The 13,560-nt window shown below is 67.4% G+C and carries 11 protein-coding genes; 4 read left to right on the forward strand and 7 right to left on the reverse strand.

What is annotated here, in order from left to right:
• Position 1: 1 nt before the first annotated feature.
• Both ABGA94_RS07600 and ABGA94_RS07605 read right to left on the reverse strand, forming a co-directional pair.
• On the reverse strand, positions 2–718 hold the full coding sequence (locus tag ABGA94_RS07600) for a response regulator (RefSeq protein ID WP_375366905.1): 717 nt from the start codon (positions 716–718) through the stop codon (positions 2–4).
• 41 nt (positions 719–759) lie between these two features.
• Positions 760–1,326 (reverse strand): hypothetical protein, encoded by a 567-nt coding sequence (locus tag ABGA94_RS07605; RefSeq protein ID WP_375366907.1) that lies wholly within the window; start codon positions 1,324–1,326, stop codon positions 760–762.
• A gap of 237 nt (positions 1,327–1,563) precedes the next feature.
• Here ABGA94_RS07605 and ABGA94_RS07610 point away from each other — a divergent pair, with 237 nt between their 5' ends.
• The 3 genes from ABGA94_RS07610 (at position 1,564) to xth (ending at position 5,706) form a co-directional block, all read left to right on the forward strand.
• Positions 1,564–2,745 carry an efflux RND transporter periplasmic adaptor subunit gene (locus ABGA94_RS07610; RefSeq protein ID WP_375366908.1) on the forward strand — a complete coding sequence of 394 codons (1,182 nt, stop codon included), beginning with the start codon at positions 1,564–1,566 and terminating at the stop codon, positions 2,743–2,745.
• A gap of 2 nt (positions 2,746–2,747) precedes the next feature.
• Positions 2,748–4,691 carry a MacB family efflux pump subunit gene (locus ABGA94_RS07615; protein ID WP_375366910.1) on the forward strand — a complete coding sequence of 648 codons (1,944 nt, stop codon included), beginning with the start codon at positions 2,748–2,750 and terminating at the stop codon, positions 4,689–4,691.
• A 223-nt stretch (positions 4,692–4,914) separates the two neighbouring features.
• A complete protein-coding gene (gene xth, locus ABGA94_RS07620) occupies positions 4,915–5,706 on the forward strand; it encodes an exodeoxyribonuclease III (protein WP_005416667.1) in 792 nt (263 codons plus the stop codon).
• On the opposite strand, the gene ABGA94_RS07625 is transcribed toward xth, so the two are convergent.
• The 3 genes from ABGA94_RS07625 to ABGA94_RS07635 form a co-directional block, all read right to left on the reverse strand.
• Entirely contained in the window at positions 5,707–7,425 is a 1,719-nt protein-coding gene (locus ABGA94_RS07625; protein ID WP_111128132.1) for a diguanylate cyclase, read from the reverse strand. It lies immediately after the preceding gene.
• Between the two features lie 115 nt (positions 7,426–7,540).
• Complete coding sequence (locus tag ABGA94_RS07630; protein ID WP_329915419.1) at positions 7,541–8,167, reverse strand: DNA-3-methyladenine glycosylase; 627 nt, start codon at positions 8,165–8,167, stop codon at positions 7,541–7,543.
• A 72-nt stretch (positions 8,168–8,239) separates the two neighbouring features.
• A complete protein-coding gene (locus ABGA94_RS07635) occupies positions 8,240–9,199 on the reverse strand; it encodes a cation diffusion facilitator family transporter (RefSeq protein WP_197598979.1) in 960 nt (319 codons plus the stop codon).
• 158 nt (positions 9,200–9,357) lie between these two features.
• On the opposite strand from ABGA94_RS07635, the gene ABGA94_RS07640 reads away from it, so the two are divergent.
• A complete protein-coding gene (locus ABGA94_RS07640; RefSeq protein WP_146256554.1) occupies positions 9,358–9,789 on the forward strand; it encodes a hypothetical protein in 432 nt (143 codons plus the stop codon).
• Between the two features lie 89 nt (positions 9,790–9,878).
• Here the strand turns inward: ABGA94_RS07640 and ABGA94_RS07645 are convergent, their stop codons facing one another.
• Positions 9,879–12,530, reverse strand: coding sequence for a hypothetical protein (locus ABGA94_RS07645; RefSeq protein WP_375366914.1), 2,652 nt, complete (start codon positions 12,528–12,530; stop codon positions 9,879–9,881).
• 139 nt (positions 12,531–12,669) lie between these two features.
• Positions 12,670–13,251, reverse strand: coding sequence for an AprI/Inh family metalloprotease inhibitor (locus tag ABGA94_RS07650; RefSeq protein ID WP_375366916.1), 582 nt, complete (start codon positions 13,249–13,251; stop codon positions 12,670–12,672).
• Positions 13,252–13,560 lie beyond the last annotated feature (309 nt).

A 13,560-nucleotide genomic window follows, 5' to 3' on the forward strand; every position in this document is an offset into this window, starting at 1 on the left:
ATCAGTCCAGGAAACGGTAGCCGACGCCACGGATGGTGGCGGGAATGCCGATCACGCCCACCTCTTCAAGCTTGCGCCGCAGCTTGCTGACGTGGCTGTCGACGGTACGTTCCTGCGCATCACCTTCGGGCAGGCAGGCATGCAGCAGGTCCGCGCGCGCATGCACCTGGCGCGGCGCGCGCGCCATATGCACCAGCAGCCGGAACTCGGTGAGGGTGACGCTCAGTGCGTGCACCTGCTCGCCGGTGCGCACCGTCACCTCGTGGCTGCGCAGATCGATCTCGAACGGCCCCTGGCGGATCAACCCGTTGGATTCTTCGGCGGCGGTGGGGGCACTGCGGCGCAGCACGGCCTGGATGCGTGCAACGATCTCAGCGGGATTGAATGGTTTGGCCACGTAGTCGTCGGCACCCACGCGCAGGCCGGTCAGCCTGTCCACGTCCTGGTCGAGCGCGGTGAGCATGATCACTGGCGTGTTGCCGCGCCGCCGCAGCTCGCTTAATACCTGCCAGCCATCGAGCCTGGGCATCTGCACGTCCAGCAGCACCAGGTCCGGGCGCAGCTGGCGATGGCTGGCGAGCGCCGCCTCGCCGTCGGCGGCGCGTGCGCTGCGCAGGCCGGAACGGGCCAGGTAGGCACCGAGGATATCGGCGATTTCGCCTTCATCTTCGGCAATCAGGACCAGGGGCGCGGGTCGGCTACGGAGTTCATGTCTCATTGCGTGCTGCGGGTTCGAGGGCAGGGCGGGAAGGGGCTGGGTCATCGGCGGCGCTCCATGGCCTGTGCTTCCTCGTTGGCTGCCCAGGCCAGTGTGGCCAGCACCAGCGTGCGCTGCAGGCTGGGTTCCACCGCAGCCGCGCCGCGCAGCTGCTGCTGCATCAGGGTGGACACCGCCGAGGGTAGCTTGCTCCAGCGCGAGGCCATGGGGGTGGCGTCCACCCGGGCCTGCAGCCGTGCAGCCATGCGCGCGATGGTGTGCAGGCGCACTGCCAGCAGGGCGGCCACCACGGTGGTGGCAAGGGCAAGCAGCAGATGCAGGTTTACGTTGGCGGCCGGGTGCGTTGCCGCCCAGACCGCCAGGCCGATCAAGGCCAGCGATGCGAGGGACCCGGTGCGGCGGGTGCGGCCGGGCCCATCACTGCCGAACCCCACCAGTGCGGCGGCCCCGAAGCCGGCCAGCAGTGGCAGGCCCGGATACGGCGCGACCCACATCCACGTGCTGGTCGATGCCAGCACCAGTGCTATCAACCATGGCGAAGGCGCACACCATGCCAGGTAGGCACGGCGCACATCGATGGGTGGCAGGTCCAGGTAGGAAAGGGACACGGCAAACAGGCAGTCGGCGAGGCCGACGAGGCTAGCGACCGTTGATGGAGATTCGGTCGAGATTGTGTCGAGATTGCGTGGACGCGGAGCTATCGCGTTCAGGCGTGGCGCTGGTGCCTGAACGGCCGCGGCGCCTCCATGCAATCTCCACGGTGGCTCCAAGAAACGTCCATCAGTGTCTTCCAGACTGCGGCTCCGGCGGTCGCATTGGGTGACTGCCCGCAACCGGGCGTTTCGATGAGCAACCGCAGGACCTGGATGATTGCTGCCGCCGTGGCCACGCTGGCCGCCGGTGCTGGATGGTGGACGTTTGCAGGCGGCGATGATGCCGCGCTGATCACCGCGCCGGCAAGGGTGGCGGATCTGGAGAAGACCGTACAGGCGGTCGGCCGGGTCCATCCGAAGGAGCTGGTGGCGGTGGGCGCGCAGGTGTCCGGCCAGGTCAAGCGCCTGCATGTGGTGCTGGGCCAGCGCGTGCGGGCCGGCGATCTGATCGCCGAGGTCGATTCACAACCGCAGCGGATCGCGCTGCGAAGCGCCGAGGCGGCCACCAATACGCTGCGTGCCCAGCATGCGGCCAGCCTGGCGCGCTATGCGCAGGCCAGTCGTGCTTACCAGCGCCAGTCGCAGCTGGTGGCATCGCGCCTGGTGTCGCAGGAAGGCTTCGAAGCCGCGCGCGTGGCACGCGATGCGGCGCGTTCGGAGGTGGCCTCGTTGCAGGCGCAGATCGACCAGGCTGTGACCCAGGTCGAAACTGCACGGATCAATCTGGGCTATACCCGCATCGTCTCGCCCAGCGACGGCTACATCGTGGCCATCGTCACCAAGGCCGGGCAGACGTTGAACTCGATGCAGACCACGCCAACCATCGTGATGCTGGCGCAGATGGATACGATGACCGTGCGTGCCGAGATCGCCGAGGCGGATGTGGAACTGGTCGCACCCGGCCAGCCGTTGTGGTTCTCGACGCTGGGGCCGAGCGGGCGCCGTTATGAATCCCATCTGCAGCAGCTGGAGCCAGCGCCGACCTCGATTGCCGAGGCCGCTTCCGGCAATGCGGGCGGCTCTGCGCAGACGCCGAAAGCGGTGTACTACGCCGGGCTGTTCGATGTAACCAATCCTGGCCTGAAGCTGAAGCCTTCGATGACGGTGAAAGTGACCCTGCAGCTGGCGCGGGTCGCCAACGCGCTGCAGGTGCCATTGACGGCACTGGCCGAGCCGGATGACAAGGATGGCAACCGCGGCACCGTGCGCGTGGTCGATGCCAAGGGCCGCGCTGTGGAACGTGCGGTGACGACCGGCCTGCGCACCGCCACCGCCGTGCAGATCCTGTCTGGCCTGAAAGCGGGCGAAAACGTGGTGGTTGGCCAGGCGCCCAGCGGTGGCGACGCCGAACCCGCCAGCCTGCTGGGGATGTGAGCATGGCCCATGCACTGCTGGAACTGGAGGGCGTATCGCGCGCCTATCGCTCGGCCGCCGGCGAGGTGGTGGTGCTGAAGGAGGTCTCGCTGCGCATCAACGCCGGCGAGTTCATCGCCATCATTGGCCCCTCGGGTTCGGGCAAGTCCACGCTGATGAACATCCTGGGCTGCCTGGACCGGCCGACCGAGGGCAGCTATCGCGTGAACGGCGAGGCCACCGAACAGATGGCGCCAGACGCGCTGGCACGCCTGCGCCGTGAGCATTTCGGCTTCATCTTCCAGCGCTACAACCTGATGGAGAACCTGAGTGCCACCGAGAACGTAGCGCTGCCGGCAGTCTATGCGGGCGTGGACGCACAGACGCGCACTGCGCGCGCACACACGCTGCTGGAAGCGCTGGGGCTGGGCGAACGCACCGGGAACCGGCCGGGTCAGCTGTCCGGTGGCCAGCAGCAGCGCGTGTCCATTGCCCGCTCGCTGATGAACGGCGGCGCGATCGTGCTGGCCGACGAGCCGACCGGTGCGCTCGATCACGCCAGTGGCCAGCAGGTGATGGCCGAGCTGAAGCGCCTGCACGCGCAGGGCCACACGGTGATCCTGGTGACGCATGATGCGGCGATCGCCGCCAACGCGGCGCGGGTGATCGAGATCGCCGACGGCCGGGTGGTGGCCGACCGCGCCGAGCCGGGATTGCTGGCTGCGGCCGCAGGATGCGGGACCGAACGCGGCGCGTCGCCGGTCGCCGAGCGCCGCGCACGCAGGGATGCGGTCCGCGAAGCGGCACGCATGGCGGCGCGTTCGATGCTGGCCCATCGCCTGCGCACGCTGTTGACCATGCTCGGCATCATCATCGGCGTGGCCGCGGTGGTGACCGTGGTTGCGCTGGGCAAGGGCGCACAAGCGCAGGTTGAATCCCAGATCAACGCGCTGGGCGCCAGCACCCTGGAGATCTTCCCGGGCGCAGATTTCGGTGACCCGCGCTCGGCGGAAGTCGAAACGCTGGTGGTGGCCGACGCGGACCATCTTGCGGCGTTGAGTTATGTGGACAGCGCCAGTCCGAACCTGACGGGATCGGTGGCGGCACTGCAGGGCAGCCGTCGTGCCAACACCCAGGTGCTGGGCGTAGGGGCCGACATGCCGCGCGTGCGGGGGCTGCGGCTGAAGGCCGGCCGCTTCTTCACCGACGCCGAAGTCGATGCGCACCGCGCAGTGGGCGTGGTCGACCAGAAGGCGGCGAAGGCGCTGTTCACTGGCAATCCCATCGGCAGCACGGTGCTGCTGGGTGGGATGCCGGTCGAGGTGATCGGCGCGGTCGGTCCCAATGCGTTCGCCGGTGGTGCAACCCCCACGGTCTACGTGCCGTACACCTCGGCGGCTTCCCGGCTGCTGGGCAGCCAACGCCTGGAGAGCATCACCGTGCGCGTACGCGACAACGTACCCACCAATGCCGCCGAAGCCTCGCTGGGCGCCGAGCTGGAGCGCCTGCATGGCCGTCGTGACTTCTTCATCTACAACGCCGACCAGATCCGCAAGGCGGTGATGAAGTCCAGCCAGACCCTGGCCGCGTTGGTTTCGGCGATCGCGGCGGTGGCGCTGGTGGTGGGCGGCGTAGGCGTGATGAACATCATGCTGGTGTCGGTGAAGGAGCGCGTGCGCGAGATTGGCGTGCGGCTGGCGGTGGGGGCGCGGCAGAACGACATCCTGCGCCAGTTCCTGATCGAGGCGGTGCTGATCTGCCTGTTCGGCGGTGTGCTGGGGGTGTTGCTCGCGTTCGCTGTGGGTGCGCTGTCGAGCCTGTTGTCGCTGGGCGTGCCGTTCCTGTTCTCGCCGGGGCCGGTGCTCGCCGCACTGGCGTGCTCTTCGGCCATCGGGCTGGGCTTTGGCTACTTTCCGGCACGCACTGCCGCGCAGCTGGACCCGATCCAGGCATTGGCGGCGGAGTAGGGGCGCACCCGGTGACATCGTAGCCGCCATCACGGCCGGCGTTGCGGTAGAACGGCAGCAGCCATAGGTGGCTGATGCCGGGTTCACGGTGACCAGCCTGCTGCGCGGCATGGCAGCGGTCGGTGAACCGGATGGCACCGCATCATTACGCGGCATCCACGGTCCTTGGATGCCTGGGCGCGCACACTGAACGCTCACCCGATGCGCCGAGGAGACTTCCCGCATGGCCCGTCGCAAGATGCTTCGCATTGCCACGTTCAACGTCAACGGCATCGGCACACGCCTGCCGCAGCTGTTGGACTGGCTGCACAGGGAATCGCCGGATGTGGTTGCCCTGCAGGAACTGAAGGCGACCGACGCCGCGTTTCCGGCTTCGGCATTGGAAGAGGCTGGCTACGGCGCGCTCTGGCAGGGCGAGGCGCGGTGGAACGGCGTGGCGCTGCTGGCACGAGGGACCACGCCGGTCGAGAGCCGCCGCCGATTGCCGGGCGAGCCCAAGGACACCCAGAGCCGCTACCTGGAGGCGGCGGCGCATGGCATTGTGGTGGGTGCACTCTACCTGCCCAACGGCAACCCGCAGCCCGGGCCCAGGTTCGACTACAAGCTACGCTGGATGGAGCGCCTGATCCGGCATGCGCGCAGCCTGGTCGAGCTGCCGCACCCTGCGCTGCTGCTGGGTGATTTCAATGTGATTCCCACCGACGCCGATGTCTATGACCCCAAAGCCTGGCGCCGCGACGCGCTGCTCCAGCCGGAGGTACGCGAGGCCTTCGAACGACTGCTGGCGCAGGGCTGGACCGATGCGGTGCGGAAGGTGCACGGCGACGCCACGATCTACACCTTCTGGGATTATTTCCGCCAGCATGCCGAGCGCGACCGTGGGTTACGCATCGATCATCTGCTGTTGAACCCCGTACTGGCGGAGCGACTGAAGGACGCTGGCGTCGACCGCTGGGTACGCCTGCAGGAAAAGGCCAGCGACCACGCGCCGGCCTGGGTGACGGTAAGCGCGTGATCAACGCGCGGCTGGGTCCTCGCGTCGCTCGCGGCGTACCCGTGCGCGGGTGCGGTACAGGCGGCTGTCCGCTTTCTGGATGGTGTCGGCCACCGGTTCGCCAGGCGTGTTGATGGCCGCACCCATCGAGAACGCGCTGGGCGAGAGCGCGGCGTGGTCCTGGTACCAATGCTCCAGTTCGCTCAGCCGGCCGTCCGCAGGCGCGACCAGTACCACCATGAATTCGTCGCCGCCCAGTCGCACCACCGTCTCATCCCTGCCCAGCGGTGAGCGCAGGAACGTGGCGAACTCGACCAGGACGGCGTCGCCACGCCGGTGGCCCTGGGTGTCGTTGATGTGCTTGAAATGGTCCAGATCGAACATCACGCAGGCCCAGCGCTCGTCAATCAGTTCATCCAGCCGGTGCAGGTAGCGCCGGTTGTAGCACTGGGTGAGGGGATCCTTGAAGGACATTTCGCGCAGCTGCTGCTCCTGCATCCGCAGCGCGGTGACGTCCTGAGCATGTCCCAGCACGTAGGGCGGGCTGGCTTCGTTGTCGAGCACGTTGTGATACGCCCAGTAGTGGCGCGTTCCGTCCGCGGCGATCAGCTCGATCACACCAGCGTCGGTGTGGTTTGCCTGGATCCGAGCGAGGTAGGCATTGAAGCCCGCGCGTTTTTCCGGCGGCATCAGGTCACACAGGCTGCGCCCGATCATCTGGCTTTCCTCGAAACCCAGTGATTGCACGGCCGCCGGATTCACCGAGGTCAATGTTCCGTCCAGCGTGTGCGTGCAGATCAGGCCCAGGCTGTAGTGGAACAGTCGCCGATAGCGGGTTTCGCTCGCTTCCAGCGCATCGAGCGCGGCTCGCTCGTCCGTGATGTCCTGGATCGCCCCGACCAGGCGCGGATGCCCGTCGATCTGTTGCCGGCTGCCAACGACGCGCGTCCAGATCGAGCGACCGTCGGCCGTGGTCATCGGCAGCTGCACTTCCCAGGACGTGCCTTCGTCGATGCAACGCTGCACTGCTGCCCGGATGATGTTGCGGCTGTCTTCGCGATAGAACGACAGCGCGGTGTCGAGCGTCGGTTCAAAGTTGCCGCGCACGCCGTGCAACTGCTTGGTCTCGCGGGTCCAGCGCACTTCGTTGGTGACCAGGTCCATCTCCCAGCCGCCCACCCGGGCGGCGCGGTTGGTGCGCTCCAGGAAGTCCTCACTGCGTTTGAGCTCACGATGCAGCGCCTTGGCCTGGCCCACCTGCGCCATCAGCATGCTGCGCTGCTCCAGTACCTGGGTGGTGACCCGGGCAAGGTGCACCATCAGCTCGCGCTGGGACGGAGACAGCACGCCGGGCATCGGATCGAGCAGGCACAATGTGCCGATGCGTGCGCCGTGCGCGGAGCCCAGAGGGATGCCAGCGTAGTGACGGATGCGCGGCCCGCCCGTCACCAGTGGATTGGTGGAAAAACGCGGATCCTGGCGTGCATCGGCTATCTCGAGCAGCTCGTCCTGGCGTATGGCATGGGTGCAGAAGGAAATTTCGCGGGCCGTTTCACTGACGCCCTCAAGGCCGATGTTGGCCTTGAACCACTGACGGTCTTCGGCCACCACGCTGATCAGGCCCATGGTCATGCCGGTCGCGGCGCGGGCGGCGGCGACGATGGCATCGAACACCGGCTCCGGCGGCGTGTCCAGCAGGTGCAGTCGTTCGATTTCGAGCAGTCGTTCGGCTTCGTCCATGGTGCTTTTCAGGGCAGGGTGGCGAGGGCGGTTGCGGCGGCTGTCTGGCACTACGCTAGTGCTTGCCGCGTTATGTATCGCCATGACGGGGTGATGCCGACGTGACGCATCGCGATCAGGGTTTGCGGGGCCCGCGCGAGGGCCGCACTGAAACGTGACGGTGGTCGCGAACATGCCAGCGCCAGGGGAAGTCCACCGCGCGGGTGATGCCGATGCGGGGCCCGATCACCGGATCTGCCGGAGGCGGCACGCCATCGCTGGCGATGACAATGCCGTGGCTGCCTGTCACCAGATCGGCGCCGTCGAAGCTGCGGTCCAGCCCGAAGGCCTGCGAGAGCTTGCCGGGCCCGCTGGCCAGATCGTGGTCGCGGCGCGCAGCGGGGCGCAGTTCGCGCATGCGCTCCAGGCCCAGCAGCGGCTCGATGGCCCGCAGCAGCACCGCTACGCCTTCGCCCACTTCGCCGCAGACAACGTTGCTGCCCCAGTGCATGCCGTAAGTGAAGTAGACATAGAGGTGGCCGGCCTCACCGAACATGCTGGCCGTACGCGGCGTCTGACCGCGATAGGAGTGTGCGGCCGGATCGACACTGCCCGCGTAGGCTTCGACTTCAACAATGCGGCCGGCTCGGCCATCGTCACGGACCAGGAGCTTGTTGAGCAGCTCGGGCGCAACCTCGACGGGCGGGCGCCGGTAGAAGCTGCGGGGGAGGATCTGAAGCGAGGCAGGCAACCAATCCGGCACGGTAGAGGCAGGCTCGGGCAAACGGTGATGGCACTGTGGCACCAAACAGGTGAAACGGGCGCAGACGCAGTGTCATTCCTGCGCAGGCGGACCGGCCAGTGCCGCGCGGCGGGAGGCATAGATCTCGGGCGTCTGCGGCTTGATGAACAGTGCCACCAGTTCCGGATGCTCGCGCTTCACCGCCATTTCGATGCGGGTGATGCAGGCTTCGATCTGCGGGGTCCGCCGATCGTCCTCGAACTCGGCGCTGAGCATGGCCACCACCTGTTCCGGGCCCATCTGCATGGTGGTCACCCCGTTCGCGCGACGCAGATCCGGATCGGTTTCGGCCACCGCCATGATCCGCTCGGCTACTGCCGGATGTGCAGGCTCTCCGACCAGCAGGCCCTTGGTTTCACGGGCCAGGAGGAAGGCGGTTGCGGCCAGCACGCCGGCGATGCAAAGGGAGGCGACCCCATCAAGCACCGGCATGTCCAGCACCTGCGCGGCCACCAGCCCGATCAACGCGAAGCCCAGCCCGAGCAATGCAGCGCTGTCTTCCAGCAGTACGGTGAAGGTGGAAGGATCCTTGCTGCGGCGGAAGGCTTCGAAGTAGCCAAGCTTGCCTTTGGTACGCCGGAACTCGCGCAGCGCCACCCACCAGGAAGCACCCTCGAACAGGATGGAAATGCCCAGCACGCTGTAGCTCAACGCATGGTTGGTGGCCGGCTCCGGCCGGCGGATGTGCTGGATGCCCTCGTACGCCGAGACGCCGGCGCCAGCAGCGAACACCAGCAGGGCGACGATGAAGCTCCAGAAGTACAGCTCGCGGCCATAGCCGAAGGGATGCACCGGGTCCGGCGCCTTGCCGGCACGGCGCAGGCCGTACAGCAGCAGCAGTTCATTCAATGTGTCGACCAGCGAATGCACGCCTTCGCTGAGCATGGCCGAGCTGCCGGAGATGCCGGCAGCGACGAACTTGGCGATGGCAATGGCGAGGTTACCCGCGAGGGCGGCATAGATGACGAGACGGGAGCCGGTGGGGGCGGACATGGGCAGGCTGAACAGTGACGGCGCAGTTGAGTGTGGCTGGACCGCCGTCCGTGTGGTGTGCACGTGTGCCGGCCCGAAGTGGCTTTCGGCATTGTCCGATGTTGGCCGCGCGCGGCCCTGCCTAGCCTGAGCTCTTCCTCAAGAATGGAACGGGCGCGGTGCTCGACCTTGTTTTCCGCAACGCATCTGGTGAGCCGAGCCGCTATCGCAGGGCGGTCAACGCGTGCTCGTCCGATCCGGTTCGGCTGAGCCGTATGGCGCTTTGCGTTGCCGGCCTTGTTGCGTTGTGCGATGCCACATACTTCATGCTCGATGGCAAACCGTCGCGTTCCGCCGACAACCCGGCCGCTGCGGTCGAAATGCCTTCGGCGCCTGCACTGCCGGAGGACGGCTATCCACTGGCCATTCTTTCCCATGCGTCGGTGCGCCGGAGGCTTCGGCCAGAAAGCGCAGGAGCATCCGAGGCCAACGCGCGCGACCAGCCGCCGGCCGCGACCCTGGCTTCAGCGCAGTGGATTCTGCTTCCGGTGCTGGGCTTGCTGGCAGGCGTGGCCGCGATGATGACGCATGCGCCGGGAATCGGTCTCTGACCGCGCGACGCCCGGTGTCGCAGCGTTGCGGGGGCGATGTGGCAAGCGGCGATGAAGAAAGGGCGGGCTCAAGGCCCGCCCTTCTGCTGTCAACGGAAGCGATAGCCCAGCTGCAGCTCGGCACGGGAATCGTCCTGTCCCCAGACCCGCTGACCGACGAGCTGCGCGCCCAACGAGAGTTGGTTGCGCCGGTAGTCCAGGCCCAGTGCCAACTGATGGTCAAGGCCCTGCGCGCGCAGGCCGGGAAGGACGAACGACTGTCCAGCAGCGCCCAGCAGCTGCGCATGGCGCGCGTCGCTGTGCACCGCCATCGCCTTGGCCACTGACACGTCTGCGTGCACCCGCAGGTTCGGTCCCATGGAGTACGCCCACTGACTGCCCAGTTCCATGCGCAGGCCTCGGGTACGGCCCGGGGCCACCTGCAGGCCGAAACTGCCGGCGCTGGCCTCGCTGAAGGCGCTTTCGTCAAGTTGGAAAGCCATGCCCTTCAGGCGCGGCTGCCAATGCAGGTTGCCGCGCTTGAGTTGGTGGCTGAGCGTGGTCGCCAGCATGCTCCGATGCATCTGGCGCTGGCTGCGCGCCACCTCACGTACCTGTCCAAAGGCAAGACTGCGCTGGCCCTCCAGACCATGACGCTCATAGCCGAACTGGTGGCGCAATTGCAGCGTTCCCCACTGCTGGGCCATGCCAACGCCAGCGAACCGGGAGTGCCCACGTTGCTGCGCCCCCCCCAGTTCGCCCTTCAGGGCGGCGGTCATGATCTGCAGCGTGCGGCCGTTGCCCAGGCCCAACGCCACATGCGCTGCCGAACCGTCTCCGCGCACGCCGAAGTCGTTGCGGGCGCCACCGCCGAACGAAAGCACTCCTGGGCGGTCGGCTGGCAAGGCGGCCAGCTGCGACCACAGCGCGTCCGCGTTGCCGGTCATGCCCAGGCTGCGGCTGGCTACATCGGCGCCGGACAGCTGATGCAGGGCACGCTGGAACTCGCGCTGGTCTGCGACTTCCAGGCCATGGAACAGCGCGTCATTGCGGTATCCCGCTTCCAGCGCGGATGCGAGACCGGCCTGGTCGGCCGAGGCGAGTTCGCGATAATCGCGCCGCTGCATGACGACATCAATGCCGCCCTCGGCGTTCTGGTGGGCGCGTGCCGACCATGTGACCGTTGCGCTGCGCACATTTTCGGCGCCGCCCTCGGCGCCCGTCACCACGTCCTTGAGCGTCACGTTGGACGCATCGGTGCCACGCGTGAACCCGGTGTCTACGTCGACATCCTGCAGGGTGCCGCCGTCATGCAGGGCGAGCTGGCCTGCGCTGCCGTTGGCGTTGGTCCCGATCGTATAGCCGGAGATGCTGCGCTGCGCCTGCCACCCGATGTCAGGCGCGCCACGACCCGCGTCGGCTGCCGCCTGGGTGGGTGCGTCCGCATGCATGGCACTGCCGGCACCGTAGATGTTGACCACGCCATTGTTGATCAGGCGGCCGCCGCCGGCGCCCATCTGGAAAGCGAACGAATCGGCGCTGTGGATGTTGATGACACCCGTGCGGCGATTATTCAGGGTCGCGCTGCCGTCGGACTTCATGGCGATCAGCCCACGGCCGGCAGACTCGGTGGCGGTCCCCAGATTGATCACGCCGTCGTTGAGCAGCGTGGCACCCCGACGGCCGTCCATGGCGACGGTGCCGTCGGCGGTGACGGTCAGCGTGCCCTGGTTCAACAGCGTGGCGTGTGTGCCTTCCGCGGTCAGCAGGCTGCTGCGCGCGGCCGAGCCCTGGATGTGGCCGCCGCTGCGGTTGATCGCCTGGCTTGCAAAGCTGTCGGCGACCAGGCGCAGTACGCCTCCCTGACCCTGGTGGGTGATCGAACCCCGGTTGTCAAGCACAGTGATGGCATCACGGTCGTTGCCATACTGTGAGGTCACCGCGTCGATCAATGCGCTCCCTGCGGAGGTCCCTCGGGCCTGGATGGTGCCGCCGTTCTCGAATTCCGCGCGCCCACGCAGCTGCAGAACGGTACCGGTCACGTCCAGCACGGCGCCGCGATTGTTGTCGAAGTCGGCATCACCGGCCAGCGACCATTGGCCGCCATTGAGGGTCATGCGGCTGTGGTTGTCCAGCTCGGCTTCATGCGACAGCGTGACCTGCGCGCCATCGAATTCCGCAGTGCGGTGGTTCTCCAGGCTTGCCTCGCGATCCATCGACAGCGTGCCGGCGACCCGCAGCGTGCCATGATTGTCGAGGTCGGCGTCGCCTTCCAGGCGCAGGGTGGCCGGCTGCTGGATCTGCAGTGTGCCGTTGTTGCGGAGTTCGCCGTCGTCTGTGATATGGAGCGTGCCATTGCCGATCTGCAGCTGGCCATCGTTGCGGGTGTCGCCGGTGATGCGGGTGGTCAGCGGCTGGCTCCAACTGGCCTGTACGCCGGCGCCCAGCAGGACGCCGCCGCGACCGTAACTGCCACCTTCGGTGCCCGGCGCCGGCCCACCGGTGCCGCCGCCGCCGCCAGCGCCCGCCCCAGGTGCCGATGCACCGCCACCACCGCCACCTCCACCGCCAGCTGCGGCGGCGCCGAGGCCGAGAGCGGCCAGACCGCCCCACAGCCAGGCGCGGCTTGTCCCGCTCTCCGTGCAGGCGTGGGCATCATCATCCGTACACTCCGGGGCGTTGCCCGCCATCGCCGGAAGCGGTGCGAGCAGCGCCAGGGAAATCATCGCGGCCAATGGCCGTTGAACAGATGCGGCTTTCATGAAGGAATTTGGCTCCGATCACGCTTGTTAAGGAGGCGTGATCGTCCCGCTCAGTTCGTTGCCATGCCATAGGACACATACGATCCTCGGGCGTGGCAGCTGCCTTTCGCACGCTACGCATTGGCGCTGCGCAGGCTTCCTACCTGCGTGGGTTCAGATACAGCCGGGCCCCATCCGACTCGCGGAACCCCGACCAGCGCCCGCCTCCTGACGCGCGGAAGCGCCCGAATACGGTGTTGTTGGTATCGGTCAGCAACAGCTGGTTGCCCGACAGTACCCAGCGGTTGGCCGAGAAGAAGCCGTCCGGGCAGCCAGCAGGCACGTAGGCGCTGTAGCCACCGAACCACTCACTGTTCTTCAGCTCAATGGTGCAGGTGTTGCCGTTCTCCTGGCCCAGTGTCCAGCTGCCGAACAGATCGCTGTCGCGCACATCGCCGCCGCCACGGTGGCGGTCATGGCTCCAGTCGTCGTTGTCGTCGTGGAAACCGAAGCCCACGTCGATCTCTTTGCTTTCGCTGCGTGACTCGGACTGCGAGCTGCCACTGGTGGTGGCCTGGGTGGTCACCGAGCCACTGGTCCGGGTCTGGGTGCTGCTCGATTGGGTGGTCTGGTCGGTGCGGGTGGTCTGTTCGCCGAAGCCGGACGAGGCGTCCTGGGCAAGGGCGGGCAGGGCCAGGAAGTACAGCGCCGACAGGCAGCTACGGGCAAGCAGGGCAGCCATCGCAGGATCCTCGGAAGGGTGGATCGCGCGAGTATCGAACCGGTGGGGTGGGAGACGGTGTGAGGGCGCGCCCTGAGGCAAGCCAGCCAAGAACAGGTGCTGTCCGCTGAAGGGTCGTGCCGGCCGCTGGCCGGCTCCCCTTTGACGCCCAGATACCGAAGGGATGCCGGCCATCGGCCCAGCAGTAGCGGACATGCGTTGCGCGCGTGGACAGCGGGCCTCGCAGCAGGATCCGGCGCGCATCCAGTTCGGCGTCGGCGTACTCGCAGTGGCGCGCATGGCCCTTGGCCTCGCACAGTTCAAAGCCGA

The organism is Stenotrophomonas sp. 3diitr2024 (assembly GCF_042136455.1).
Taxonomy (GTDB): domain Bacteria; phylum Pseudomonadota; class Gammaproteobacteria; order Xanthomonadales; family Xanthomonadaceae; genus Stenotrophomonas; species Stenotrophomonas sepilia.

Bases quoted from the DNA above. Each gene is read 5' to 3' on its own strand.
- ABGA94_RS07600 (WP_375366905.1), bottom strand. From the start codon at position 718: ATGAGACATGAACTCCGTAGCCGACCCGCGCCCCTGGTCCTGATTGCC.
- ABGA94_RS07610 (WP_375366908.1), top strand. From the start codon at position 1,564: ATGAGCAACCGCAGGACCTGGATGATTGCTGCCGCCGTGGCCACGCTG.
- ABGA94_RS07615 (WP_375366910.1), top strand. From the start codon at position 2,748: ATGGCCCATGCACTGCTGGAACTGGAGGGCGTATCGCGCGCCTATCGC.
- xth (WP_005416667.1), top strand. From the start codon at position 4,915: ATGGCCCGTCGCAAGATGCTTCGCATTGCCACGTTCAACGTCAACGGC.
- ABGA94_RS07625 (WP_111128132.1), bottom strand. From the start codon at position 7,425: ATGGACGAAGCCGAACGACTGCTCGAAATCGAACGACTGCACCTGCTG.
- ABGA94_RS07635 (WP_197598979.1), bottom strand. From the start codon at position 9,199: ATGTCCGCCCCCACCGGCTCCCGTCTCGTCATCTATGCCGCCCTCGCG.
- ABGA94_RS07645 (WP_375366914.1), bottom strand. From the start codon at position 12,530: ATGAAAGCCGCATCTGTTCAACGGCCATTGGCCGCGATGATTTCCCTG.
- ABGA94_RS07650 (WP_375366916.1), bottom strand. From the start codon at position 13,251: ATGGCTGCCCTGCTTGCCCGTAGCTGCCTGTCGGCGCTGTACTTCCTG.